This is a genomic window from Methanolinea mesophila, from assembly GCF_017873855.1.
Classification (GTDB): Archaea; Halobacteriota; Methanomicrobia; order Methanomicrobiales; family Methanospirillaceae; genus Methanolinea_B; species Methanolinea_B mesophila.
On sequence record NZ_JAGGKR010000001.1, the window covers coordinates 41,670 to 64,374 of the forward strand.

The window sequence follows — 22,705 nt, forward strand, 5'->3', positions numbered from 1 at the left end:
AAAACCAATGAAGGTTATGGTAGGGGGCACGTTCGATCCCCTGCACGACGGCCATAAAAGGCTTATCACCCGTTCGTTCGAGCTTGCCGGGAGAGAGGGTTCGGTAATCATCGGGCTTACCTCCGACACGTTCGCGAGCGCGAAGAGCCACCCGATCAAGCCATACCCGGTCCGGAAAGCGAACCTCGAACGCTACATCCTGGACCAGGGATTTCCTGCATCGTTCTCCATCGAGGAGCTGAACGACCGGTACGGGTCGGCGCTCGACGCGGAGTTCGATGCGCTGGTAGTGAGCGAGGAGACGCTCCCTATCGCGAAAGATATCAATATCCTCCGTAAAGAGCGGGGGAAGAGAAAAGTGGACATTCACCAGATCACCTGCGTCCTTGCCGAGGACGGCAGGTGGATCTCGAGCACCAGGATCTACCGGGGAGAGATCGACGAACACGGGAAACTTCTCAACGAGCCGTGAGTCGCTCGAAATCCCCGGTTCACGGGCTCGCGTGAATTCGGTTCGACCTTCTCCCCGTACGGCAGGGGGTTATCCGGCCTCGGTAAATTCCAACGGGCTCATTCTGATGCAACAGTCACCCGCGATTCCCCCCCCTCGGGAACGCGGGAACCTCCCGGATCCGGCCATTCGGGGGGCACGATCCCTTTCTTCCCGGTTTCCTCCGCCCCCCGATCCGCGGCGGTGGTGGTGACCGCAATCCATGGGAAATTCATAAGGATCCCCCTTAAAATGACGTTATTCCGCGTACCGGTCCCGTCGGTCATAGTTCACGAGGGTCAGATCATATGCGGAAGGGATACAGAAACGAACCCCCCGCATCCGACTAATTAATAGGGAGCACTAAAAAATCATATGCTGATACCCTCAGCATCACTTTTTTTGTGACGACTCCGGTTGCGGTGCACACATCCAGTCACCGTGAAAAGATCGGAATATGAATAAATCCTGGTAGAAACCGGGAGCGAACAAAAAAATTGCGATGTGGTGCTGCCAATCGCATGTCGCATTCGAACGACATCGCATTCGATTGTCATTTCTGGATCGACATGAGGTCTTCAGCGGCCTCTTTCATGTAGGTGTAAGAATCAAAGACGCCCTGGTTGTAAAATTCCGGTGCAAGTTTCTCCATGATAAAGTCAAAAAACAGAATTGCAGCCAGATCCCCAATTTCTTCTTCCCGCTCGTGTGAAAAATAATTCTTTATCTCCGATATCATCTCGTCTTTTTGTTCTTTTGAGACTTTGATAGAATTTTCCTTCCGCATTCAGCGCATCCCCCTTAAAAATCGGCTCGTGATTACTTAATTAATTCATCCGGAGACCCGGTCAGATTGCCGACTTCTCACAGACCCGGATTGAATCTTCTTATGAGGTTTCTTTGCCTGTAGTGTTTTCTTTTAAAAATTTTCTTTTAAAAAAAGAATCTCACCCGGGGCTTTTAATCCTGTCCCTTTCCCCAAGATGAGAACCTCGAGATACCCTCCCGCAATCCAGGGAAAGGAATGGGAGCCGGTCAGGGATTACCGGTATTTCCGTAAATAGATGGCGCCTGCTCCCGCAACTCCAAGCGCCACAACCGCGAACCAGGGGTTCACCGGTGCCTTCGTATCGGTGGGATTCCCGGGGGTTTCCGGGGTGATCATCGCCTGGGCCAGCTGGTAATTGACCAGTGCTACGGGAGAGTTCGGGTCGAGCTGCAGGGCCTGCCTCGACGCCTGGACGGACTCCGCGTACCGTCCCAGGTCGAGCAGTGCCGATCCTTTGTCGATCCATGCCTCGGGTATGGTCGGGTCGATCGCGATCGCCTGCTCGCTCGCGTTCAGCGCTTCGTCAGGCATCCCCAGGTTGATCAATGCCGTCGCCTTGTTCACCCACGCGTAGGGCAGGCTCTGGTTCTGCGCGATGGCCTGGTCGGAAACGTTGAGCGCCTCCTGGTACTGACCCAGGCTGTTGAGGATCCCTGCCTTGGTCGTCAGGGCCAGGGTGAAATTCTGGTTCTCCGCGAGCGCAAGGTCGATCTGTTCGAGTGCCTGGGTGAAGTTCCCCTGGTAGGCGAGCTCCACGCCGTTGTTATAGTATTCGATGGCTTTCTGGTTGTCCGCCAGTGCAGGAGCGACTCCCGCCAGGCTGAGGATGATAAACCCCGCGAGGAGGGCGGGGATCAGGATGCGTCGTTGCATGAGATCACGGTACCGTAATGGTTGTCACTAAAAAAGTGGAGATGAAAGAATATCTCCTTTCCCGTGGCGATCCGGGGTTCAGATGATGTGGCCGGTGATGTCCCGGGTGATTACCCAGTCGCAGTAGAGGCAGTGGAGTCCGTTCGGCACCACCTCGAAACGGGACTGGATCGGTTCGTTGGTATTGGAGATACATCCGGGGTTCGGGCAGCGGACGATTCCCACCAGCAGGGCCGGGATGGTGACCCCTTTCTTCTCGAAGACCTTGTAGTCCCGGATGATGTTGATCGACGCATTCGGGGCGATGAGCGCGATACGGTCGACCTCTTCCTCCCGAAGCTCGCGGTTCTCGATCTTCACGATGTCCTTTTTCCCCATTATGCGGCTCTTCACGTTCGTCGCCACCGAGAGGCATTCGTGGGTGGTGCCGGTGATGCCGATGATCTTCAGCACGTTGAGCGCCTCTCCCCCGGTGATATGGTCGATCACCGTTCCGTTCTTGATGGGGCTGATCAGGAGCCCCTGTTGTGCGGTCTCGTCTTTCATTTCATCACCCGCTGGAGCATCGCCATACGGACCGGGATGCCGTTCCAGGACTGTTCGAAGTACCGGGCATAGGGCAGGCTGTCCACCCGGGGGTCGATCTCGTCCACCCGGGGGAGGGGATGGAGGACGATCAGGTGGTCCTTCACCCCGGTGAGAAGTTCGGGAGTGATCCGGTAACTCGAGGCGACCTTGAAGTAGGAGGCAGAGTCCGGAAACCTCTCACGCTGGATCCTGGTCACGTAGAGGACGTCAAGGTCCCGCACCACGTCCTCCACGTTGTCGCAGCAGATCACTTCGGTGCCGTGGGCGGCGAGCTCCCGGACCAGGGCGTCGGGGAGTTCCAGCCCTGTGGGGGTGATGGAAAAGATCGTCGCGTGGTAGAGGGAGAGTGCATACGCGAGCGAATGGGCAGTTCTCCCGTAGCGGAGGTCCCCGAGAAGCCCGATACGGATCCTTTCGAGCGGCATGGACTGCCGGATGGTATAGAGGTCGAGCAGGGTCTGCGAGGGGTGCTGCCCGGCCCCGTCGCCTGCGTTGATCACAGGGACGGATGCGAACTCGCTCGCGAGCCGGGCTGCGCCTTCCTTGGGGTGACGGAGCACGATAGCGTCCGCGTACCCGCTCACCACCCGGATGGTGTCGGCAAGGGTCTCGCCCTTCGCCATGGAGCTCGCCTCCACGCTCCCCACGGAGAGCGACGTGCCACCGAGACGGGCCATCGCCGCCTCGAACGACATCCTCGTCCGGGTACTCGGCTCGAAGAACAGAAGGGCAAGAATCTTGCCGTTCAAGGCATGTTCATCAAAACAACGCTCCTGTATCCGACCGGCTTCCGACAAAAGGAAGTCGATCTCCTCTCTTTTCAGGTCCCGTATGGAGATGATATGCGTCACGTGCTCGCCCCGTTACCGGGAGACCCGGGAAAGGCGAATGCCACTACTGCGCGCTGTTCCCCGGACCGCCCGGCACATTCTGTATTTCTTATGGCCCCCCATGAGGTATGAGACTATTGGAGGTCGTCCGGGATCGCTTCCGCCCCGGCGGGGAGGGGCGTGACCCTGCTCTGCCGGGTCACCAGGATGTTCCATGCATCCTTGGCCGTATTGAACCGCACCGTCACCCCGGACAGGACCGCCACGTCGCCGTAGACCCGGGAGAGGAGGGGAGCGTTCTCCGCAGTCGTGTGGAACGAAGGGAGCACCGCGAACACCGGTTTTTTCGCGGTGCCGTCGCAGATCTTGAAGACGTGGGTTGCGGTATCACCGATATCGGGCGACATCACCGTCACGAGGAGGTCCACCGTCCTCCCCTTTACCTGCCGGAGCGCGGAGAGCCGGGTGTACCGACCCTCCGGAGGCCGTACCGAATCCCCACCTGCGGTCTTCTCCCTAAGCAGGACCCAGGAATACTTGATGTCGGTATTCAGGAACCGGTAGGCATCTCCGGCCTCCGCGACCTTCCGCATCAGAGGAGGTGGAGCGACCGGCGGCTGTTCCTCGAAGCTCCAGCACGACGCGGGGTCGCAGTGCAGACCCCACGGGTATCTGCAGGGAGCGACAAGTGCGAGCGCCCCGGCTGAGACCGCGGCGAGGGCACCTTTCCGGAGCTGGGTCGCGTTCTGGTAATCCGCGGGCTCGGCTATGAGCACCAGCCCTCCCGGGGCGAGAAGCCCGGATATTTTTGCAAGAACGGCCAGTCGCTCCCGTTCATCGGGGATCTCGTTCAGGACGTTCTGGAACACCGCAAGGTCCAGGCTCGTAGGCAGCGACGCCTGCGGAAGGGTGGAGAGGTCGCCCTGAAGCGGAGGATGAATCCTGATCCCGCCGGGATCCTCCCTGCCGGGGTGGTGGAGTTCCCGGAACGCATCAGCGAATTCATCCGATCGCTCGACCGGGAATATATCCGCTGAGAATCCTCCGATCCTCCGGGAAAAGTCGAGGATCGCGGAGGTGAAGGTTCCGGGCCCGGTCCCCGCATCGAGGATGCGCATACCTTCTTTGAGGAAGCCCCGCTCCAGGAGCATCAGCAGGAGGTGCTCGGCCTGGATGAAATAGCCGGGGGCCTGGTAGGCGAGGTACGCCATCACCGCGTATCCTTTCCGGTACCCGATGCGCCGGGTATCGCCCTCCTTCCAGTACTGGGCTTTCTGGGCGAGGATCGCCTGCCGGATCCGTTCCCGCACCGCCGGGTCGTCCCAGGACTTTCCGGTCTTCTTCCCGATATACGCCTCGACCCGATCCTCCCACCAGCCGGGCACCCCGGGTGCCCGGAGAAAACCCCTCACCGCACCGGTACGTCCCGGGTCCGGGGAGATCGTCTTCTGCGGGCCTCTTCGTTCGAACCTAACCTTCCCCCGCTCGACCTGGGCGGCAAACCCTGTCTCCGGGATCAGCGGCCAGATCTCCGCCTGGAGTTCCTCAAGCGTCCCCATGTAGGACAAGGCCCTTGATAGGTCCATGAGCGAGAAGGATTTCCTGGTTGCCGCCAGGCTCTCGAGGCCGGCCCGGACTTCATCCTTCTCCATATCGGAGTATAATCGGGGAGCATGGCGGATAATAGTTTGTCAGCCGGTGTTCTTCACGGGAGATACGGACTGTATGCCCTTTATAGCCTTTACTGCACAACGGAGGATGACGGCCCGTACCGGTCCTGTACCGGGAAAGAATTTCTCATCCCCCGGGGTTCGCGGGCACCGGCCGGGCATTCCAGGGTGTTCCCATGGATGCGAGATTATTGACCGAACCGGAAGGAATGGAAGTATTACGGGCCCGGGGCATCCCGGTCCCCGATTCAACGGTGGTGAATTCCCCCGGGGAGGCCGAAGAGGCTGCCCGACGGATCGGGTTCCCGCTCGTTATGAAGGTGGTGTCTGCGGGGGTGGTGCACAAGAGCGACAGCGGAGGGGTGATACCCGGTATCAGCTCACCGGAAGGTGCAGGCGATGCCTACCGGCAGATCCTCGCCCGCGTAAGTGAGAAAGTCCCGGGAGCGGTCATCGAGGCGGTCATCGTTGAACGGCAGATGCCTCCCGGGCTCGAACTCATTATAGGCGGAAGGGAGGACCCGGCGTTCGGCAAAGTGATCACGTTCGGTATCGGCGGGACCCTCGTGGAACTTATCCGCGATGTAGCCCTCCGGGTGCTCCCTCTCTCCCGGGAAGAGGCCTTGAGGATGGTCCGCTCCATCCGGGGCAGTACCCTCCTCATGGGATACAGGGGGAGCCCGCCCCTCGATGAAAATGCTCTCGTCGACCTGCTCGTGGCAGTCGGGCGGATGTTTCTGGAAAAGGAAGACCTTGCAGAGTTCGACTTAAACCCGGTCATCCTTTATCCCGAGGGGCTCGTCGTGGTAGATGCCCGGCTCTACGAAAAAAACGTACCTTCCCCGGGCCAGGAACCACGAGAGCCCTTCGACGCCGGACTCTTCTCCCCCTCCTCCATTGCGGTGATAGGTGCATCTTCCGACCCGGGTAAGGTGGGGTACGCCGTGCTCCGGAACCTCCTCCCCTACCCGGGAACGCTCTACCCTGTCAACCCCCATCACAACGAACTGCTCGGAAGAAAGGCTTATCCCTCAGTCTCCGCCATACCGGGCCGGGTGGATGCCGCAGTCGTCGCTATCCCGGCGGCCGGCATCCCGCCGCTGATGGACGACCTGGGGAAGAAAGGGGTCAGGCTGGTGATCATCGTATCGTCCGGCTTCCGGGAGGTCGGGGGCGAAGGAGTGCTCCTCGAGGAGCGTGTCCTCGAAAAAGCCCGCCACTATGGGATGCGCGTCGTCGGTCCGAACTGCCTTGGCGTGATATTTCCCCATAAAAAGATCAACACCACGTTCGACCCCATCTCCCCGCACCCGGGTCATATCGGGTTCATATCCCAGAGCGGGGCGGTAATCACCACGGTGGTCGACTGGAGCATCCCCGAAGGGATCGGGTTCTCCGCGGTGATCAGCGTAGGAAACCAGATCGACCTCGGGTTCGTGGACTTTATCGCTTTTACTGCACACGACCCCGAAACGAAGGCGGTGATTTTGTATATCGAAGAGTTACGGGGAGGAAGGGAGTTTCTCCGTCTTATGGAAGAGGTCACCCCCACGCTCCCGGTCATCGCCCTGAAGTCCGGCTCTTCGGCGGTGGGGAAAAAAGCGGCGGCCTCGCATACAGGGTCCCTTGCAGGTTCGTTCGAGATCTACCAGGCGGCGTTCGCCCAGAGCGGCGTCATCCCGGTCTTTTCATTGAAAGAGGCGTTCGAAGTGGCGGAGCTCCTCGCATCCGAGGGATATCCCAAAGGGAAACGCGCGGTGGTAATCACCGGGGCGGGAGGATTCGGGGTGCTCGCCGCCGACTACGCCGAGAAGTACGGAATCGCGATGGCTCCCCTGACCCCGGCCATGATGGAGGAGTTCAACGCATTCCTCCCCCCCATGTGGAGCCACGCGAACCCGGTGGACCTTATCGGGGACGGCGGCGCGGAACGGTATGCAAAAGCCTTCGACGTCCTGATGCGCCACCAGGACGAGTGGGACATCGCGTTCGTGATCGGGATTCCTTCCGCGGTCCTCGATACCGGGCACCTCGCGCAGGAGATCGTCCGGTTCTCCTCGCACACCCGGAAGATGGTAGTGGGGTGCCTCCTCGGGGGGGATAGCGTGAGGAGCGGGATCGGGGTGCTCCGGCACAAGAAGATACCCAACTTCTCGGACCTCGAACGGGCATTCCTGGCCGTCGGGAGGAGCCTGAACTCTATCCGTATCCACGAGCACGAAGAACGCGCCGGATAAAGAGGCCCCGGTCCCTGAAACCCGCCTCACCCTTTTGCCGGCTGTGCTCCCCACAGCGGCCGGGCGACGAAGAGAAGTTTACCGGGTTCTCCCCTGCCCTGGATGGTATCTATTCTCACTTCAAGCGGGACGATGTCTCCGGAACTCCCGACGAACTCGAGGACGATGCTCCGGCAAGTGCCGGAAGATCTTCTCGTGGTGCAGCAGGGATCTTCCAGGCAGGACTGCAGGCACGACTGACCGCTCGCAGTGAGCAGGTTCCGTAGGGAGGTCCCGGGACATTCCGTGTCATATCCAAGGACTTTCGAGACCGAAGGGGAGTTGTAGAGAACGCGGAGATCCTGGTCGGTGAGCCAGACCGCGTCGCTGATGTGCTCGAGTATGATCCTGTGATAAGTCCCGAAGGTGTTCGGCTGCATCCCGCCCCTCCTCGCCCGAACCTCGTCGTGGATCATCTGGCGGAGCGTGGCGAATACCATCTGGGGCGGGCCGGCCTTGGGAAGGTAATGGTTCGCGCCCGCGGAGAACGCTTTCACGGCGACCTCCTCGTTCCCCTTTCCGGTGAAGAGGATGAACGGGATGGTGTTTCCGCTCTTCCGGATGAGGGTCAGGATCTCGATCCCGTCCATCACGGGCATCTGGTAATCGCAGACCATCGCGTCGAAATTTCCGGAGCGGAGCATTTCTAATGCTTCAGACGGTGAATTACAAAGCTCGACCGTCATGTCCCCCTCTTTTTCCAGGAGTATCCGGGTGACATTGAAAAGGGCCTGGTCGTCGTCGACTAAGAGTACCTTGATCATGGGGGCTCCGCACTCTGCGCAATCAATGTGATGACCCGCAATGTGCCATGAATTTTTCGAAAAAAATCCTGTTTCAACGTGAGATATGTTCGGTAGTGCCGTTGAACCACGCGGATCGACGGATGAACTCCGCTTTTCTCCGGCGTTACCCTGCCGATAGGGCCAATATATATCGTTCCTCTGCGACTTTGTCTGTGGTGGAGAGAAGAGGTGCCCGGGGCGCCGGGAACGGGCGGCCCCGAACGGACACACCACCGGATCCCTGAACGTCGGGGAACTGTTCCAGATGCAGGAAAGATCACGAAGAAAAGAAATCCCAGGAATTCAACGCCTCTACAAAATCCAAGCACACACTCACATATTTCCACAATACAATAACTGTGGCCGTATAAAAGGGTTGACCAAGAGACCGTAATCCGGCGGGGGCATGCCCCCGCAGGGAATCCAATCCCGGCCACAGGAGACTCCTTACCACTTTTTTCGCCATCGTGAGATGGAGACACCAAAGGTGACTTCGGCGTGTTATTTCCCGGTAATTGTCCGAAAATCTGAAAAACAGTTCAAACCGGGCGATGCCGGTAAATGATCAGCGAGGTATTGTCCCCCGCAGACTTCAGGGACTCCCCGATGAGTTCCCTGACCAGTTCCGAGGGTTTCCCGGTCCGGGAGAGGGACTGCAACCGGCTCTCGGTCACGGTGTTGTGGAAGCCGTCGCTCGAGAGGAGGACGAGGGCCCCGGGGTAGAGCGGCATGCGGTAGGTGTCCACCCCAAAGGGGCCGCCCAAACACTGGGTGATGCAGGACCGGAGCGGGTGGGTGGACTCTTCTTCACCGGTGATCATGTTCCTCTCCCGGAGCGTCTGGATCACCGAGTGGTCCCGGGTGTGGAACATCTCGTGATCCTGGATGACGTATGCCCTGGAGTCGCCCGTATTAGCGATTACCACCGAGTTTCCATGAATTACCGCTGCGACGAGTGTGGTACCCATCCCTTCCAGGCCTTCGCGGGCCCTCGCCTTCACGGCATGGTGGGCGAGCCGGAATGAGTTCTTCACGATCTCCTCGGTATTGAAGTCATGCCGCTCGGCGAGGCACCGGGTCATGGCCTGCTCGAGCACGGAGAGTGCGAGGCTGGCCGCAATATCGCCGCCACGTGCGCCACCCACCCCGTCGGCGACCGCGAGGAGGAGACAGGGGCCGATCCTGGAGATAAGGATGCGGTCCTCGTTCCTTTCGCGGGGCCCCCTGCACGAGACCCCTGCGGCTTCGCCGTCCATGGTGACCAGGTCCTCGGGGTCCGGCCGCTCGTCAGGGTTAGTCATCGAAGATCTCGTACTCCCCCTGGCTCTCCAGGTACTGTTTCAGGTCGGCGATCAGTTCGTCGACCGTCTGGTAGCGTTCGCCGGGCTGTTTTTTGAGGCATTTCAGTATGATGGGATCGAGCCCCGCCGCGGTGGGGTTCAGCACTGACGGGGGCACGGGCTCCTCGGAGAGAATCCTCGCACTGACCTGACCGATCTCCTCTCCTTCGAAGAGGACTTTCCCGGTGACCAGCTCGTAAAATACCGCACCCAGCTGGTAGATATCGGTCCTCTGGTCCGTCGGCCCGAACCCCGTCGATGCGACCTGCTCCGGGGCCGCATATGCAAGGGAAAAACCGGTGATGGTGGGCACCACGCAGGTCCCGAGCACCTTGCTCATTCCCCAGTCGGTGATCTTCGGGGTCCCGTCCTTCGCGATAAGGACGTTATGGGGTTTGATGTCCCGGTGGATGATCCCCCGCGAATGGGCGAATGAAAGCCCTTCGGCGACCCCGAGGATGATCCTCGCCGCGTCCCTCACCGGGAGGGGTTTCTTCATCTCGGAGAGGGCGCTCTCCACGTATTCCATCTCTACGTAGGGGACGGGGAGGATGTTCACCTCGGAGACTTTCACGATATTGTCGTGGTGGAGCCCCTCCCACGCGACGATCTCCTTGGTGAAGCACTTGCCCGTGTTCTCGTCCTTGTTGATGGGGATCTTCAGGGCGACGGTCTCGCCGGTCCGCCAGTTCCTGGCCCGGAAGACTCTCGCGATCCCACCCATCCCGATGAACGTGACGTGGTCGTAACGTTCCCCCAGTTCGCTGGGAAAGAGTTCGCCCGTCCCCGGTTCACCATTCTGCGGGGAAGACGGAAACGTTGTTGCGCCCGGTACGGGGACCGCTCCCCCGGGGACCATGTTCCGGAGCTGCCACTGGGCCAGTGACGCGGAGACCACCGCGCCCGCGACACCGAATGCGACCGGGATGCTGTTGGTGAGTTCAGGGCTGGTGAACGCGATGAGCCCGGTGGCACAGGCCGCGATCCCGAGTGCGATGTGCCCCCTGACGATCCACCGGAGCGGCCTCGCCGCAAGGGTCGCCCCGATGAGGACCAGGGTGGAGATCACCAGGTAGAACGAGATCGCCGCCAGGAGATCGATCGCCGGGAACCGGAGCAGGGGATTCGTCCGGAGGTAGTAGTAGAGGAGGTATATGACCGCGGCCCCCGAGAGCAGGTACCCTGTGCTTCCCGCGATCTTCTCTGTCAGGGACAGGGGGAGGCGCGATCCCTTCCCGTTCAGCAGGTCGTAGGACAGGAACAGTCCGCAGAGCCCGACCAGGACGACTCCCGCAAGAATCGAGTCTTCCAGGGTGGGGAACATGGATGCGGCTCCGGGGGGTGTCGTGGGAGGGGTGACGGGGCCGGTCTCATTCCCCGGGGAATCCGTGGTTACGGAAGTGTCGGTCGGCCGGGTGGTAAACGGTGCACCGGTGGTGCGGGTCGCCGTCGGGGTACTGCTCGTGGTGGGGGTGATGGTGGGGGTGACGGTGGTAATGGTTGCCGGGGTGAAGATGGCGCTTACCGTGGTGGGCTGGCCCGCATTCACCGTCACCGTGGACTGCCAGTCGGAATAGCCGTCGAGCTCGAGGAGGACATCGTAGGAACCGGGGGCGATGTTCTGCATCGTGACCGGGGTTACGCCCCGGTAGATATCGTTCACGGTGGCCTTCGCCCCGGAAGGGTTCGAGGTGATCGTGAGCGAGCCTGCAAGGGACGAGGTCACGGTGGGGGTCGGGCTCGTGGTGGTGGCCGTGGCGGTCGTGGTGGTGGTGGTCGCAGTCGTCGTCACGGTGGTCGAAGGTTTCGTGGTAGCAGTAGTTGTCGTTGTAGCGGTCGGACTGGTTGTCGCCGTGGTAGTAGCGGTAGTGGTGACCGTTGTGGTCACCGTCGTCGTAGGCCTGGTCGTTGCGGTGGTAGTGGCTGTCGTGGTGGAAGAGGGAGTAGGAGTCGGGGTCGGGCTCGTCGTGGCGGTTGTGGTAATGGTCGTCGTTGGGACCGGTACCAGGTGTATTGTCGGCACTACGGTCGTAATCCCGTCACTTATCGTGACGTCCTGGCTATAAGGCTGGTATCCCTCGAGTTGGAGGGTGAGCGTATAATCCCCGGTCGGGTAGCTTCCCAGGGTGATCGGGGTCTGGGCGATGTATTCGCCGTTGAGGTAGAACTGTGCGCCTGATGGGATTGAGTCCACCGAGATGCTCCCGGTCAGCCGGGAAAATGAGGCAGTTATGGTGTGATCCGAGTTCAGGCTGTTAAAGATATAAAATGGTTGACTTCCAATGGATTTCGAATCTACCAGGACTTCCTTTATCTTATAACCGTCGGACGCCTGGATATTATACACCACCATATCGCCCCTGTTATACGTGAACTCCCCGTCCGGGTTTATCGTCCCTCCCACTCCTGCCGTGGAAGAGATGACAAAGGTGTCCCCCGCTGCCGCCGATGCGAGGGGAACGCCTATGCTGACCAGGATAAGGCAGGCAAGAATAAGTGCGGAGGCAGTGCGTGTGCGGATCATGGGTGGGCGGGAAGTGGAAGGTTCAGGGAGTGTCATTGGGTATGATGATAAGGATCCTCGCTCCGGCGGCGCCTTTGGCCAGTTCAACGAGGTCTCCGTCGTGGAGCTGTTCGGGTTTTCGCGCGATGAGCGGGGTGCTGTTAAGGAACGAGCCTCCCTTGCTCCCCCGGTCCTCGATGAACCACTTCGTCCCCTGCCGGGAGATCATCCCGTGGGGCTTGGTCACCCGGGTGACCGAGGTATAGTCCGCGGAGAACAGGATATCGTTCTGGGGGTCGTACCGGTCCTCGTTCCCCGGGTCCACCCTGCCGACCCGGACCTCGGGCTTCTGCAGGAGGAAGACCTTACCGTCCTCAGGCCCCCCGAGAAGGATGGCCATGGGGGTGTCCCCGGTGATCTCGTCCTCCACTGCTTCCCTGACCTCGTCGAGCCGTTTCTTCAGTTCGCCGTCGGCAAGGTGGAGCTTGATGTTCGAGAAGATGCCCAGGTTCCGGATCAGCGCCTCCATGGCCCCCGGGACCAGGGAGTATTTCCATACCGGGTGGACGCCCTTCGAGGTCTGCTGGCCGAGCCCGACCTCCTTCTTGATAAGGCCGGTGCTGATCAGCTTGTCGAGATGTTTCTTGGTGTTCTCGTAGCTCGTGTTGATCTCGGATGCGATCGTCCGCACGTCCCGCGGTTTCTTCTCCAGTAATTTCAGGATCTTCAACCGCTGGCTGTTCGACAGGACCTCGAGATACTCGGAGAGCTCCATGTAATAGTCCGGAACTTCTTCAAGCACAATGGTCCTGGCTGTATCGTGCGGCGAATCGGTCACCCAAGAATCACATCCTGGGTTAATATTCGTAAGACACGGTCAAAAACATTCTCACCGAATTTCTCTCCTGTTTAAGAAGGTTGCATGCCGGGACAGTTATCTTATTAGCCCTGAACAAGCTGCCGCGGGGGCGTTAAGGCCCCTCGCAGAACAATCAGTGGAATCTGGTCCGCGGTGGAAAAACCTTCCATAATTCCCGGGTCAAGGGTAAAGTTTTAAGGGCCACCCGCCTACATCTGCACAGTACAGGTCGCGGGAGGCGCAAGGCCGGGGGGGCCGGATGAAACGATCCGTAATTGCACAAATCGCTGTTCTTATTACAATATCTCTGGCCGCACTTTATGGGAGCGCAGTCGGGCTCCAGGGAGACTTTTACCCGTTTGCCCCCCTCCTGCTCTTCCCTCCGGTAATCCTCGCGGCATACTGGTTCCCACGGCAGGGTATCTACTTCTCGCTCGCCCTTGGCCTGCTCCTCTTTCCGCTCTCGTATCTCGGGCTCCTGACGGGAATGCCGCTTCCCGGTTTCGCGCTCACCACCGCTAGCTTCTACGTGCTGGTTGCGGCGGCGGTGACGGTCTCATCGCTCTCATCCAGGCTGAAGAGCGAGGAAGGCAGATACCAGGGTATTTTCGACCGGTGCGTTGCCGGGATGGTCATGGCCCGGAAGAAGGACGGTGAAGTACTCGGGACCGATATCAATATCCACGGGGCTGCGATGCTGGACTACGGGGAGGGAGATTTCAGAGGATCATCACTCGCCTCGATCTTTGCCCGTTACCAGGACTACAAGGTGATGATGGAGACCCTGGACCAGGAGGGGATGATCCTGAACAGGGAGGTGACCCTGCGGGCACATAACGGAGACCAGAAACCCTCGCTCCTCTCGGCGACCCTCGTCCCCGACGACCTCATCCTGGTCACCTTTATCGACATCGGCCAGAGAATGGCTGCGGAAAAGGCAATCCATGAGAGCGAGAAGAAATACCGGACCCTGTTCGAAAATTCCAGCGTGGGGATCTTCCTCATGAACGATCGGTTCATCGACTGCAACGAACAGCTCGCGACCCTGCTCGGCTGTCCCAGGGACCGGATTATCGGATATGACCCCTCCGGGTTTTTCCCCCCGCTCCAGCCTGACGGCACCCCCTCGGAATCGTCGTTCAGGGATCACACGGCTTCTGCAACCCTCGGTCACCCTGAGCACTTCTCCTGGAGGTACCAGCGGGAGGATAAAAGCCCTCTCGATACGGAGATGACGCTGAAAGCCCTCGAGACCCCCGATGGAAAGGTGCTTTTTGCGACCCTGCACGACGTGACCGAGCGGTTACGGGCCGAAGAGGCCCTGGTAAAAGCTAACGCGAAGTTGAACCTTCTTTCAAGTGTTACCCGCCACGATGTGTTCAACCAGCTGACCATCATGACCGGGTACCTGGAACTTGCAAGACTGAAGGCGAGGAGCCCGGATGTCAAAGACTACCTTTCGAAGGTGGAGACGGCCGCCGAGACCATCTACCGGCAGATATCCTTTACCCGCATCTACCAGGATATCGGAACATCGTCCCCCGCCTGGCAGGATCTCCGGAAGACATTCGACAAGTCCCTCGAAGGACTCGATACCGGGAAGATCTCGTTCGCGCTCCCCCCTGAAGGGCTCTGGTTGTTTGCCGACCCCCTCCTGGAGAAGGTCTTCTTCAACCTGGTCGACAATTCGCTCCGTCATGGAGGGACGGTATCCAGGATCTCGCTCGAGGCAGACCCTTCGGCAGGGAGCCTGGTCCTGGTCTACCGGGACGACGGCGAGGGGATCCCACCCGGGGAGAGGGAGGAGATATTCAAGAGGGGGTACGGAAAAAACACCGGTTACGGGCTGTTCCTGATCAGGGAGATCCTTTCTATCACCGGCCTTTCAATAAAAGAGACAGGAACTCCCGGCGAGGGAGCACGGTTCGAGATCCATGTCCCCGAAGGCAGTTACCGGCTTGCACCGTAGTGAATATCTAATCTTACGGATAAAAATCGAAACACAAACAGTACGCTCATCGATTGCCAGGAAAAAGATTGGTTTTTTTTGCCCGGATAAATGTAGTTCCCGTCTCAACAGGGGTCGATCCGAGCCTTTATGGCACCGAGACGGTCCTTCCGGTCGGAGATTTTCTGCAGGATTGCGGAAAAGATCTCCTTTCTCTCGGGCTGCATGAGGAGGTCTCTCCCCGATGACTCGTAGGAACTCCGGATCAGGGGAATGATCTCCTCCATGGCGCAGACCCTCCGGGCCAGGAACCGGTACTCCCTGATGGTCTCCGGGTCCATTCCCATCTTCCCGGCTTCCCTCGCGCAGTCATCGATCTTCCCGATCCCGGCGAAAAAGTGCTCGAGGAGGAGATTGAGATCGTGCGGGCTGACCGGTTTCACGATATACCCGTCGATCAGGTCACCGTACTGCACCAGCTCCTCGAGCACGAACTGCTTCCCCGTCACCATGATGACCGGGACATCCTCATATCCAGGGTCCTCGCGTATCCGGCGGAGGGTCTCCCATCCGTCCATCGGCGCCATCATGATATCGAGGAGTATTAAGTCGGGGAGGGACTTCCGTAGCTCGTCGAGGCATTCCCTGCCGCTCTGGGCACCGGTAACCGTATACCCCTTCATCCCGAGGATGGTGAGATATAACTCGACCAGGTCGCTATTGTCATCCACTACAAGGATTTTATGAGAGTGTCCTGCCGCTATCGTTCCACCCCCCTGAAAGCGGAACATTTGTTGAATTATTTTTCTGAAATTTGGCAGGGGAGTCTAATAAGGGTATCGAGTTTTGCCCCAGGAATCTCGCATCCCTATAAGTGCGGTGATCAGGATATTTCCCACTAAAAGAAACAGGGGATTGCGCAAGGGTCGGTCGGAGACGGGGTAGCGCGGAAAATGGTTCGATTCGGTACAGGGCAGCAATTCATTTCCGGTCAGGAATTCGACGGTCCGCCGGTATGATCCCTGGAGCCGCATCTTCGGGGACACCGCCCATAACCGATGAAAACTTTTGTATCGACACCCGCGTACTCTTCCTCGATGATCCCCGGAGGGAGGCGGTTCCTCCTCGCATGTTCAAGAGAGGACGCAGATCATGTCCGCGAGGAACTCCGTTCCCTGCCGGACGCGGTGAGAGATCCGGAACCGAAACCCATCCGCACGGTCTGCGGGCTGGATGCCGCCTATGCCGGCGAATATTCTGCCGGAGCGGCGGTGGTGATGACATTCCCGGGGCTTTTGGAAATATGCCGGGCCACGGCGGTCCAAAAGACAAAATTTCCCTACATTCCCGGCTATCTCGCATTCCGGGAAGGTCCCGTCCTGTTCGATGCATTCCAGGGGCTCGGATACCTTCCGGATCTCCTTCTTTTCAACGGTCATGGGAGGGCACACCCGGAGAAATTCGGTCTCGCCACCCACCTGGGCGTAGTGCTCGGTATCCCCAGTATCGGGGTGGCGAAACGCCGGCTTGCAGGATTCTCGTACGATGCCTCCGATATCCGGGGAGGGATCACATCGCTTACGCTCGGGGATGAAACAGTGGGATCCGTGATCCGGAGGCGCAAGGGAGGAGGACTCCTTTTCATCTCCCCCGGGTACGGTGTGGATATCGTTTCTGCGACTTCACTGGTAATGAAAACCTTCGGGACTCATGCGTTGCCCGAGCCACTCTGGCATGCTGATCGTGCATCCCGGGAATGCCTTGCAGAATACCTCGGTTCCCATGGTCTTACGGAATAACTAACTGGAAGATTTCCCGGAATCGTTCGGACAAACGGTGCACTTATCCCGACCGGGGTCCGAGTCATTATCATGGAACGACGCCTTGCTCTGGAACTCCTCTCCCGTTACGTGCACAAGGAAAGCCTCTACCGTCATTGTATCGCAACCGCGGCGGTGATGCGGGAGACGGCGGCATATCTCGGCCAGGACCAGGAAGAGTGGGAGACGATAGGTATACTCCACGACATAGATTTCGAATCGATCGACGAGGACATGCAGCGACACGGGGTGGAGGGTTACCGGATACTCAAAGAGGAGGGTTTCGACGAGCGGATCGCGCTCCCGGTGAGGAATCACAACGACCTGCTCTTCGGGGTGTCGGACGAACCCGTGGACCGTGTCCTCCAGGCCGCGGATAACGTGTCCGGGCTCGTGATCGCGTGCGCCCTGGTAAAGGGAGGGAAGATTTCAGAGGTGACCACGAAAAGTATCCAGAAGAAGTTCAAGGAGAAATCCTTCGCCGCAGGATGCAGGAGAGAGATGGTACGAAGAATAGAACCTTTGATGGACCTTCCCACGTTCTTTGGACTCGCATTGAAGGGACTTACCGGGGTTAAGGACGAACTCGGACTGGAATAGAGAGGAAACAGGTCCCAGACCCGCAACCAGGGGGCCTCCGAAGAAGGTCGAATCGTCGTGTGAACATTTTCAAAAAGGATAAGACCCTGAAAAAGCCTGAAACTAAAACGAAGGGAACAAGGCCTGTCGGCCCGGTTCTCTCACCCGCTCCCTTCTTCTGCCGTTTCCTTCTTCGCAGGCCGTTCCGGCTTCACGTAGGTGATGTTTACTATGTCGACCCCCGCGTGCTCCGTGAGAGCGGGGGAATACACGGTGTCCATGAAGAGACAGTGCACCGGACAGACCTCCACGCAGCAGTTGCATACCACGCATCTCAGTCTGTCGATTTTCCAGGTCTTCTCTTCCTTTTCCACGCATATCGCCTCCGCGGGACATTTCCTCATGCACATCCCGCACGATATGCACCGCGATTCGTCTATTGTGACATGCCCCCGGGAGAGCGGCATCTGTTTGGCCGCAACAGCCGGGTATCTCCTCGTGGCAGGCCTGCGGAAGAGCGTCCCCATCGCAATCCGTGCCATCTCGAAAAATGCCATTCCTGTCTCACCTCACCGTTCCATGCACCCGATACAGGGATCGATGGACAGCACGATTACCGGCACATCCGCGAGTTCGCATCCCTGGAGCATTTTTACCAGGGACGGGACGTTGGTCAGTGTCGGCGTCCTGATTCTCGACCGGACGAGATACTTGCTCCCATTCCCTTTTACATAGTGGACGAGTTCCCCGCGAGGTTGTTCGGCCCGGGAGAAGTATTCCCCGTCCGGGTTGCCTTTCACCTTCACTTCGATTTCCCCCTGAGGAATATTCGAAACTGCCTTCCTGATCAGGTCGACAGAGGAGAAGAGCTCGCGGACCCGGACCTCGCAGCGACCGTAGCAGTCTCCACAGGCGGAAGTCACCGGCTCGAATGAAAGGTCTTTATAGGCAGCATACCCTGTCTTTCGGAGATCGATGTCCACTCCGCTCCCCCTGGCGGTTGGTCCCACAGCACCGAGATCGTAGGCATCTTTCCTCGAGAGGCGGCCGACCCCCTTGGTCCTCGAACATATCGAGTTGTCTTTGAGAAACACCTCGCCGAGGGATTTAAGCTCGGATTCGAAAGGATCGAGGTCCTCCACCATCCGCTCCAGAACTGTGTCGGGAATGTCTTTCCTCACTCCTCCCACCTTGCAGCTCCCCTGGATAACCCTTCCTCCCGTGGTCTCCTCGAGGACGTCCAGGACCGACTCGCGAAGCTTCCATGAGTTCATGAACAGGTTTTCAAATCCCATCGAGTCGGCAAAACAGCCCAGCCAGAGGAGGTGGGAATGAAGCCTCGAGTATTCGGACCAGATCGTCCGCAGGTAAAGAGCCCTCGGCGGCACCTCAAGGTCCATGATCTGTTCGACTCCCTGGCAGAACGTCATGCCGTGGATGAAACTGCAGATGCCGCAGGTCCTCTCCGCGATGTACACGTACTCCGGGTACTCCCTTTTCGCCACCAGGGTCTCCAGGCCCCGGTGTACATACCCAATGGATGGGATGGCCTCCACCACCGTCTCGTCCTCGAGGACGAGGTCGATGTGGATCGGTTCCGGGAGCACCGGGTGTTGGGGCCCGAAAGGCATCACTATCTTTCTTGACATGGCCCCTCCCCCCGAAACTCCGGTTCCCGGAACGGATACTTCTTTGCCGTCCTGATAAAAGTCCCATGAAAGTCGATGTTCATTCCTTTCACCTGGACTCCGAAAAGGTCGTGCATCTCGTTTTCGTACGCGAAAGATCCCCAGTACATCCCCGATATGCTCGGGATCTCCGTCTCAATTCCGACGTTGATGCGGAGGTTCTGGAACTCGTAGTTGCGATCGAAGGAGTAGTTGATCTCCAGCCGGTCGTCCAGTTTCGTGCAATGAATCTGGACCAGGCGGAATCCCGCCTCTTTCAATGCTTCAACGCGGCCGATAAGCGCGCCCAGCTCGATATCGGCCGTATTTTGTTCCTCAATTTTCATCGGGCACCTCCCGGGTCCCCGTTACCGCTAGCCGGGGCAGCATTGGCGGTATTCATCTTCGCTCTTTTTTCTTCGAGGATCGCGAGCGCCCGCACGATTCCGTCGATGATCGATTCAGGCCGGGCGGCACAACCCGGCACATAGACATCCACCGGTATAACCTGGTCGATCCCTCCTGAGACATTGTAACACTCGCGGAACACCCCCGCGGAGGTGGCGCAGATCCCCACCGCGACCACCACCCTCGGTTCCGGCATCTGGTCGTAGATGTTCCGGATCACGTCCCGGTTCAGCTCGTTTACCGTCCCGGTAACGACAAAAATATCCGAATGCTTCGGGTTTCCGGTATTGATGATTCCAAATCGTTCCACGTCGTAAAGCGGTGAAAGACAGGCGAGTACTTCGATATCGCAACCATTGCAGCTCGAAGCGTCATAATGGAAGATCCAGGGGGATCGGGAAAACCAGGTCATGATATCCCTCCGTTTCCGAGGTAATAGAGAATTCCCAGGTTGACCAGTCCGAGCATTGCGGCGATCAGCCACGAGCTTTTCAGGGTGAACTGCCACTTCATCCTCGCGAAGGTATTGTCGATGAGGATCTCGAGCAGGAACGTTACGATTATTGCCAGAATGGCGATAGGGAGGCTCCATGCAAAGAAGAGGTAGATGAACCCCAGCAGGAACACGGTCTCGTACCAGTGGGCCAGCTCGATCCGGGCGAGCGCGGGTCCTGAAAAGTCCGTGGTTACCCCTTTTACAAGCTCCTGGTGCGCATGGTGGGAAGTGGAAAGATCGTAGGGTGATTTACGGAGTTTGATGGTGAGCACCATAAGAAAACCAAGGAATACACCGGGGAGATAGAGGATCAGGGGGGCCTGAAGCGCAACGATATCGCTGACAAAGAAACTTTTCGTCACCAGGTACATCCCCACCGCAGAGAGGATGATCATAGGTTCGTACGCGATGATCTGCACGAGTTCCCTCTCGGCCCCCACGAAGCTATAGGGGGAAAAGGACGAATATGCCCCGAGCACCAGGAAAATATGGGCCAGAGTGAATGCGAAGATCACAAGAAGCATATCGCCGCCGGCAAAGAACAAAGAGCCGCTTACCAGAATGAATACGAGGTAACCGAGAACGTAGAAATTCTGGGACGGGGTCACCACTACTTTTTCTTTCTGGAAAAGCTTCGCCAGGTCGTAAAATGGCTGCAATACAGGAGGCCCCACTCTTCCCTGCATACGGGCGGTAATCTTCCTGTCTATCCCGTAGACAAGGCCCCCGATAAAGGGAGCAAGTACGAGGTAAAGGATGGCCGATGTGAGAGAGATCATAGTACCACTCCTACTGCGAGAATTCCTGCGAGAAGGACCAGGCCGAAACAAAGCGCCGTACCCGCCATCAGGAGCCGTCTTTCACCGAAGAGATCGACGAAATAATAGTTTATCAGGGATGTCTGCCGCTGCACTCCCATCGAACCTGCAAATGCGAGCCCCGCGGTTGCAGGGCGTCCTCCCATGTAGGCGGGAACCGTCTTCTGGTCCCTCCCGTACCAGAGCATGGAGAGCGGCATGATCATCAGCAGGAAGAGCATCATCACCATGATCGTGAGGTTATCCTGGGAAAGCCCTGTGGAATGGCCGTATACCTGAAGCACGAACGGTTCGATAAGGCTCGCCGATATCACCGGGAACAGCAGAGTCACGAGCACGGTAAGCCCCGTGAGCACCGTGAGTATCATAAGCATCTCCTTGTGGACCGAATCTTTCAGTTCACTGACCGTAGGATCGACCGATATGATCTTCCCCATCCATTTTGACCAGAAAAATACGGTGATAGAACCACCGAATGCGAGGATCGCAACAAAGATAAGACCGAACTGCGCCTCGACAAACGCCTCGAGAGCAACGTACTTCGAGATCAGCATCCCGAACGGTGCAAGGAACATCCCCGCGATCCCTATGAACATCATGACCGCGACTTTCGGAAGCCGCACGATCAGACCGCTCATATCTTCGATATCCTTGCTTCCGATTCTCTGTTCCACCGTTCCCACGCAGAGGAACAGGAGTGACTTGGCGATCGCGTGGAAGAGTATCAGGAGTATCGCCGCCCAGACCAGTTTATAGGTCCCGACTCCCGCACAGGCCACAATCAGTCCCAGGTTGGCAATGGTGGAATACGCAAGCACTTTTTTGGCATTCCTCTGGGAGATGGCGATCGCAGATGCGAGGAGGAACGTGAACCCTCCTATAAGCGCGATGATCAGACCTTCGATCGAACCCGAGAGCACAGGAGAAAAACGCACGATGATATATACCCCTGCCTTGACCATGGTGCTCGAGTGGAGGAGGGCGGACACGGGAGTCGGCGCCACCATCGCTCCAACCAGCCAGGAAGAAAACGGCATCAGGGCTGCCTTGGTAATACCTGCAAACGAGAGAAGCACCGCAGGTACAAGGACAAATGCCTGGTTGGAGTCAAGAAGGGCACGGATTGACATGTATGTGCCGTCCGGACTTATGACCGAGAGGTAAAGAATGGCGACCGCAAAGGCGATCCCCCCTGCCAGGTTCATGTTCAATGCAAGAAATGCATTTTTTATTGACTCCGCAGTCCCGGAATATCCTATCAGGAGGAACGAACAGAGCGTGGTGATCTCCCAGAAAAAGAAGACCCAGAGAAGGCTGTCTGAAAATACCAGCCCGAACATCGCTGAAAGAAAGAGGAAAACGACGAAGAAGAACATTTTCTGCCGATCTTTCACTGCGGGGTGTTGATCGTGGTAGGTTTTCATGTACCCCAGGGCATATACCCCGATGAGGGTTCCGATTATCCCGATGATCAGTGCCATGATCAGGGAGAACTGGTCTATGAACAGAGAGGGCGGTTCATGCATACCTCCCGCAAACACGGCCTCGTAATAGACCAGCAGGGTTGCCTGCACTGCAACCAGGATTACGGCCAGCGTGTTCCTGTATTTGAACCCCATATAAATCAGAAATGCACTTATCAGCATTTCCGCAAGGAATATCAGGACACCGCTTTCAGCAAGCGGGACAGGGAAATACTGGGCGGCACCGGTCGATGAGGTCACGAGCAGGGACGCGGAAACCAGTATGATAACGGCTGCGGCCACCCTCACAAGGCCGTCGCGCAAAGTTGCGCGCGGGAGAAGGAAAAGCAGCAAAGCAATTATCGCCGGAAAAAGAATTAAAAACTGAAGCGTAATCATGGATATATCCAGCATGTCGTTTCGCCTTTTATCATTATTAATCATTCTAATTTCTTTTTAGGTC

22 protein-coding genes are annotated in these 22,705 nt (G+C 58.2%); 5 read left to right on the forward strand and 17 right to left on the reverse strand.

Translation table 11 applies throughout. The features are described from left to right. The first annotated feature begins 7 nt into the window (after positions 1-7). Positions 8-472 carry a phosphopantetheine adenylyltransferase gene (locus J2741_RS00205; protein WP_209672956.1) on the forward strand — a complete coding sequence of 155 codons (465 nt, stop codon included), beginning with the start codon at positions 8-10 and terminating at the stop codon, positions 470-472. 98 nt (positions 473-570) lie between these two features. Here J2741_RS00205 and J2741_RS00210 read toward each other — a convergent pair whose 3' ends face one another. From J2741_RS00210 to J2741_RS00235, 6 genes are all read right to left on the reverse strand, one after another. Then, positions 571-726 (reverse strand): hypothetical protein, encoded by a 156-nt coding sequence (locus J2741_RS00210; RefSeq protein ID WP_209672958.1) that lies wholly within the window; start codon positions 724-726, stop codon positions 571-573. 317 nt (positions 727-1,043) lie between these two features. Further along, positions 1,044-1,277, reverse strand: coding sequence for a DUF2164 domain-containing protein (locus J2741_RS00215; RefSeq protein WP_209672960.1), 234 nt, complete (start codon positions 1,275-1,277; stop codon positions 1,044-1,046). A 255-nt stretch (positions 1,278-1,532) separates the two neighbouring features. Further along, positions 1,533-2,192: a tetratricopeptide repeat protein gene (locus J2741_RS00220; RefSeq protein WP_209672961.1), complete on the reverse strand. Its 660-nt coding sequence runs from the start codon at positions 2,190-2,192 to the stop codon at positions 1,533-1,535. Positions 2,193-2,270: 78 nt separating this feature from the next. Continuing rightward, a complete protein-coding gene (gene pyrI, locus J2741_RS00225; RefSeq protein ID WP_209672962.1) occupies positions 2,271-2,738 on the reverse strand; it encodes an aspartate carbamoyltransferase regulatory subunit in 468 nt (155 codons plus the stop codon). Then, positions 2,735-3,631, reverse strand: coding sequence for an aspartate carbamoyltransferase (pyrB, locus tag J2741_RS00230; RefSeq protein ID WP_209672964.1), 897 nt, complete (start codon positions 3,629-3,631; stop codon positions 2,735-2,737). The genes pyrI and pyrB overlap by 4 nt, the downstream gene beginning before the upstream one ends. Before the next feature lie 113 nt (positions 3,632-3,744). Then, positions 3,745-5,262 (reverse strand): methyltransferase domain-containing protein, encoded by a 1,518-nt coding sequence (locus J2741_RS00235; RefSeq protein WP_209672965.1) that lies wholly within the window; start codon positions 5,260-5,262, stop codon positions 3,745-3,747. Between the two features lie 194 nt (positions 5,263-5,456). On the opposite strand from J2741_RS00235, the gene J2741_RS00240 reads away from it, so the two are divergent. Then, positions 5,457-7,517, forward strand: coding sequence for an acetate--CoA ligase family protein (locus J2741_RS00240; RefSeq protein WP_209672968.1), 2,061 nt, complete (start codon positions 5,457-5,459; stop codon positions 7,515-7,517). Between the two features lie 26 nt (positions 7,518-7,543). Here the strand turns inward: J2741_RS00240 and J2741_RS00245 are convergent, their stop codons facing one another. From J2741_RS00245 to J2741_RS00260, 4 genes are all read right to left on the reverse strand, one after another. Continuing rightward, the gene (locus tag J2741_RS00245; RefSeq protein WP_209672970.1) at positions 7,544-8,320 is read right to left on the reverse strand and encodes a response regulator; all 777 of its coding nucleotides are present in this window, start codon (positions 8,318-8,320) and stop codon (positions 7,544-7,546) included. Positions 8,321-8,880: 560 nt separating this feature from the next. After that, positions 8,881-9,642: a PP2C family protein-serine/threonine phosphatase gene (locus J2741_RS00250; RefSeq protein WP_209672972.1), complete on the reverse strand. Its 762-nt coding sequence runs from the start codon at positions 9,640-9,642 to the stop codon at positions 8,881-8,883. Then, on the reverse strand, positions 9,635-12,205 hold the full coding sequence (locus J2741_RS00255; protein WP_209672974.1) for a protein kinase domain-containing protein: 2,571 nt from the start codon (positions 12,203-12,205) through the stop codon (positions 9,635-9,637). The genes J2741_RS00250 and J2741_RS00255 overlap by 8 nt, the downstream gene beginning before the upstream one ends. Before the next feature lie 22 nt (positions 12,206-12,227). Continuing rightward, positions 12,228-13,022: an FHA domain-containing protein gene (locus J2741_RS00260; RefSeq protein WP_342452196.1), complete on the reverse strand. Its 795-nt coding sequence runs from the start codon at positions 13,020-13,022 to the stop codon at positions 12,228-12,230. 280 nt (positions 13,023-13,302) lie between these two features. On the opposite strand from J2741_RS00260, the gene J2741_RS00265 reads away from it, so the two are divergent. Continuing rightward, the gene (locus tag J2741_RS00265) at positions 13,303-15,012 is read left to right on the forward strand and encodes a PAS domain-containing sensor histidine kinase (RefSeq protein ID WP_209672976.1); all 1,710 of its coding nucleotides are present in this window, start codon (positions 13,303-13,305) and stop codon (positions 15,010-15,012) included. Between the two features lie 104 nt (positions 15,013-15,116). On the opposite strand, the gene J2741_RS00270 is transcribed toward J2741_RS00265, so the two are convergent. Further along, entirely contained in the window at positions 15,117-15,782 is a 666-nt protein-coding gene (locus J2741_RS00270; RefSeq protein ID WP_209672977.1) for a response regulator, read from the reverse strand. Between the two features lie 267 nt (positions 15,783-16,049). On the opposite strand from J2741_RS00270, the gene J2741_RS00275 reads away from it, so the two are divergent. Further along, positions 16,050-16,790: an endonuclease V gene (locus J2741_RS00275; protein WP_209672979.1), complete on the forward strand. Its 741-nt coding sequence runs from the start codon at positions 16,050-16,052 to the stop codon at positions 16,788-16,790. Between the two features lie 72 nt (positions 16,791-16,862). Continuing rightward, positions 16,863-17,411, forward strand: coding sequence for an HDIG domain-containing metalloprotein (locus tag J2741_RS00280; protein ID WP_209672981.1), 549 nt, complete (start codon positions 16,863-16,865; stop codon positions 17,409-17,411). A 140-nt stretch (positions 17,412-17,551) separates the two neighbouring features. On the opposite strand, the gene J2741_RS00285 is transcribed toward J2741_RS00280, so the two are convergent. Genes J2741_RS00285 through J2741_RS00305 form a run of 6 tightly spaced genes read right to left on the reverse strand, consistent with a single transcriptional unit; the run spans position 17,552 to position 22,566 of the window. Next, positions 17,552-17,947: a 4Fe-4S binding protein gene (locus tag J2741_RS00285; RefSeq protein ID WP_209672983.1), complete on the reverse strand. Its 396-nt coding sequence runs from the start codon at positions 17,945-17,947 to the stop codon at positions 17,552-17,554. Between the two features lie 12 nt (positions 17,948-17,959). Beyond that, entirely contained in the window at positions 17,960-19,039 is a 1,080-nt protein-coding gene (locus J2741_RS00290; RefSeq protein ID WP_209672985.1) for a hydrogenase large subunit, read from the reverse strand. Next, complete coding sequence (locus J2741_RS00295) at positions 19,024-19,404, reverse strand: NADH-quinone oxidoreductase subunit C (RefSeq protein WP_209672987.1); 381 nt, start codon at positions 19,402-19,404, stop codon at positions 19,024-19,026. The genes J2741_RS00290 and J2741_RS00295 overlap by 16 nt, the downstream gene beginning before the upstream one ends. After that, the gene (locus J2741_RS00300; protein WP_245249306.1) at positions 19,401-19,877 is read right to left on the reverse strand and encodes an NADH-quinone oxidoreductase subunit B family protein; all 477 of its coding nucleotides are present in this window, start codon (positions 19,875-19,877) and stop codon (positions 19,401-19,403) included. Before J2741_RS00300 ends, J2741_RS00295 begins: the two co-directional genes overlap by 4 nt. After that, positions 19,874-20,740, reverse strand: coding sequence for a respiratory chain complex I subunit 1 family protein (locus tag J2741_RS12830; RefSeq protein ID WP_245249308.1), 867 nt, complete (start codon positions 20,738-20,740; stop codon positions 19,874-19,876). The genes J2741_RS00300 and J2741_RS12830 overlap by 4 nt, the downstream gene beginning before the upstream one ends. After that, positions 20,737-22,566 (reverse strand): NADH-quinone oxidoreductase subunit 5 family protein, encoded by a 1,830-nt coding sequence (locus J2741_RS00305; protein ID WP_342452197.1) that lies wholly within the window; start codon positions 22,564-22,566, stop codon positions 20,737-20,739. Before J2741_RS00305 ends, J2741_RS12830 begins: the two co-directional genes overlap by 4 nt. Positions 22,567-22,705 lie beyond the last annotated feature (139 nt).

What these genes read in the sequence shown, in the direction of transcription:
- J2741_RS00220 (WP_209672961.1), bottom strand. Translation starts at nt 2,192, where the DNA reads ATGCAACGACGCATCCTGATCCCCGCCCTCCTCGCGGGGTTTATCATC.
- J2741_RS00255 (WP_209672974.1), bottom strand. Translation starts at nt 12,205, where the DNA reads ATGATCCGCACACGCACTGCCTCCGCACTTATTCTTGCCTGCCTTATC.
- J2741_RS00215 (WP_209672960.1), bottom strand. Translation starts at nt 1,277, where the DNA reads ATGCGGAAGGAAAATTCTATCAAAGTCTCAAAAGAACAAAAAGACGAG.
- J2741_RS00280 (WP_209672981.1), top strand. Translation starts at nt 16,863, where the DNA reads ATGGAACGACGCCTTGCTCTGGAACTCCTCTCCCGTTACGTGCACAAG.
- J2741_RS00250 (WP_209672972.1), bottom strand. Translation starts at nt 9,642, where the DNA reads ATGACTAACCCTGACGAGCGGCCGGACCCCGAGGACCTGGTCACCATG.
- J2741_RS00265 (WP_209672976.1), top strand. Translation starts at nt 13,303, where the DNA reads ATGAAACGATCCGTAATTGCACAAATCGCTGTTCTTATTACAATATCT.
- J2741_RS00240 (WP_209672968.1), top strand. Translation starts at nt 5,457, where the DNA reads ATGGATGCGAGATTATTGACCGAACCGGAAGGAATGGAAGTATTACGG.
- J2741_RS12830 (WP_245249308.1), bottom strand. Translation starts at nt 20,740, where the DNA reads ATGATCTCTCTCACATCGGCCATCCTTTACCTCGTACTTGCTCCCTTT.
- J2741_RS00270 (WP_209672977.1), bottom strand. Translation starts at nt 15,782, where the DNA reads ATGTTCCGCTTTCAGGGGGGTGGAACGATAGCGGCAGGACACTCTCAT.
- J2741_RS00285 (WP_209672983.1), bottom strand. Translation starts at nt 17,947, where the DNA reads ATGGCATTTTTCGAGATGGCACGGATTGCGATGGGGACGCTCTTCCGC.
- J2741_RS00205 (WP_209672956.1), top strand. Translation starts at nt 8, where the DNA reads ATGAAGGTTATGGTAGGGGGCACGTTCGATCCCCTGCACGACGGCCAT.
- J2741_RS00235 (WP_209672965.1), bottom strand. Translation starts at nt 5,262, where the DNA reads ATGGAGAAGGATGAAGTCCGGGCCGGCCTCGAGAGCCTGGCGGCAACC.
- J2741_RS00290 (WP_209672985.1), bottom strand. Translation starts at nt 19,039, where the DNA reads ATGTCAAGAAAGATAGTGATGCCTTTCGGGCCCCAACACCCGGTGCTC.
- J2741_RS00295 (WP_209672987.1), bottom strand. Translation starts at nt 19,404, where the DNA reads ATGAAAATTGAGGAACAAAATACGGCCGATATCGAGCTGGGCGCGCTT.
- J2741_RS00275 (WP_209672979.1), top strand. Translation starts at nt 16,050, where the DNA reads ATGAAAACTTTTGTATCGACACCCGCGTACTCTTCCTCGATGATCCCC.
- J2741_RS00210 (WP_209672958.1), bottom strand. Translation starts at nt 726, where the DNA reads ATGAATTTCCCATGGATTGCGGTCACCACCACCGCCGCGGATCGGGGG.
- J2741_RS00300 (WP_245249306.1), bottom strand. Translation starts at nt 19,877, where the DNA reads ATGACCTGGTTTTCCCGATCCCCCTGGATCTTCCATTATGACGCTTCG.
- pyrI (WP_209672962.1), bottom strand. Translation starts at nt 2,738, where the DNA reads ATGAAAGACGAGACCGCACAACAGGGGCTCCTGATCAGCCCCATCAAG.
- J2741_RS00245 (WP_209672970.1), bottom strand. Translation starts at nt 8,320, where the DNA reads ATGATCAAGGTACTCTTAGTCGACGACGACCAGGCCCTTTTCAATGTC.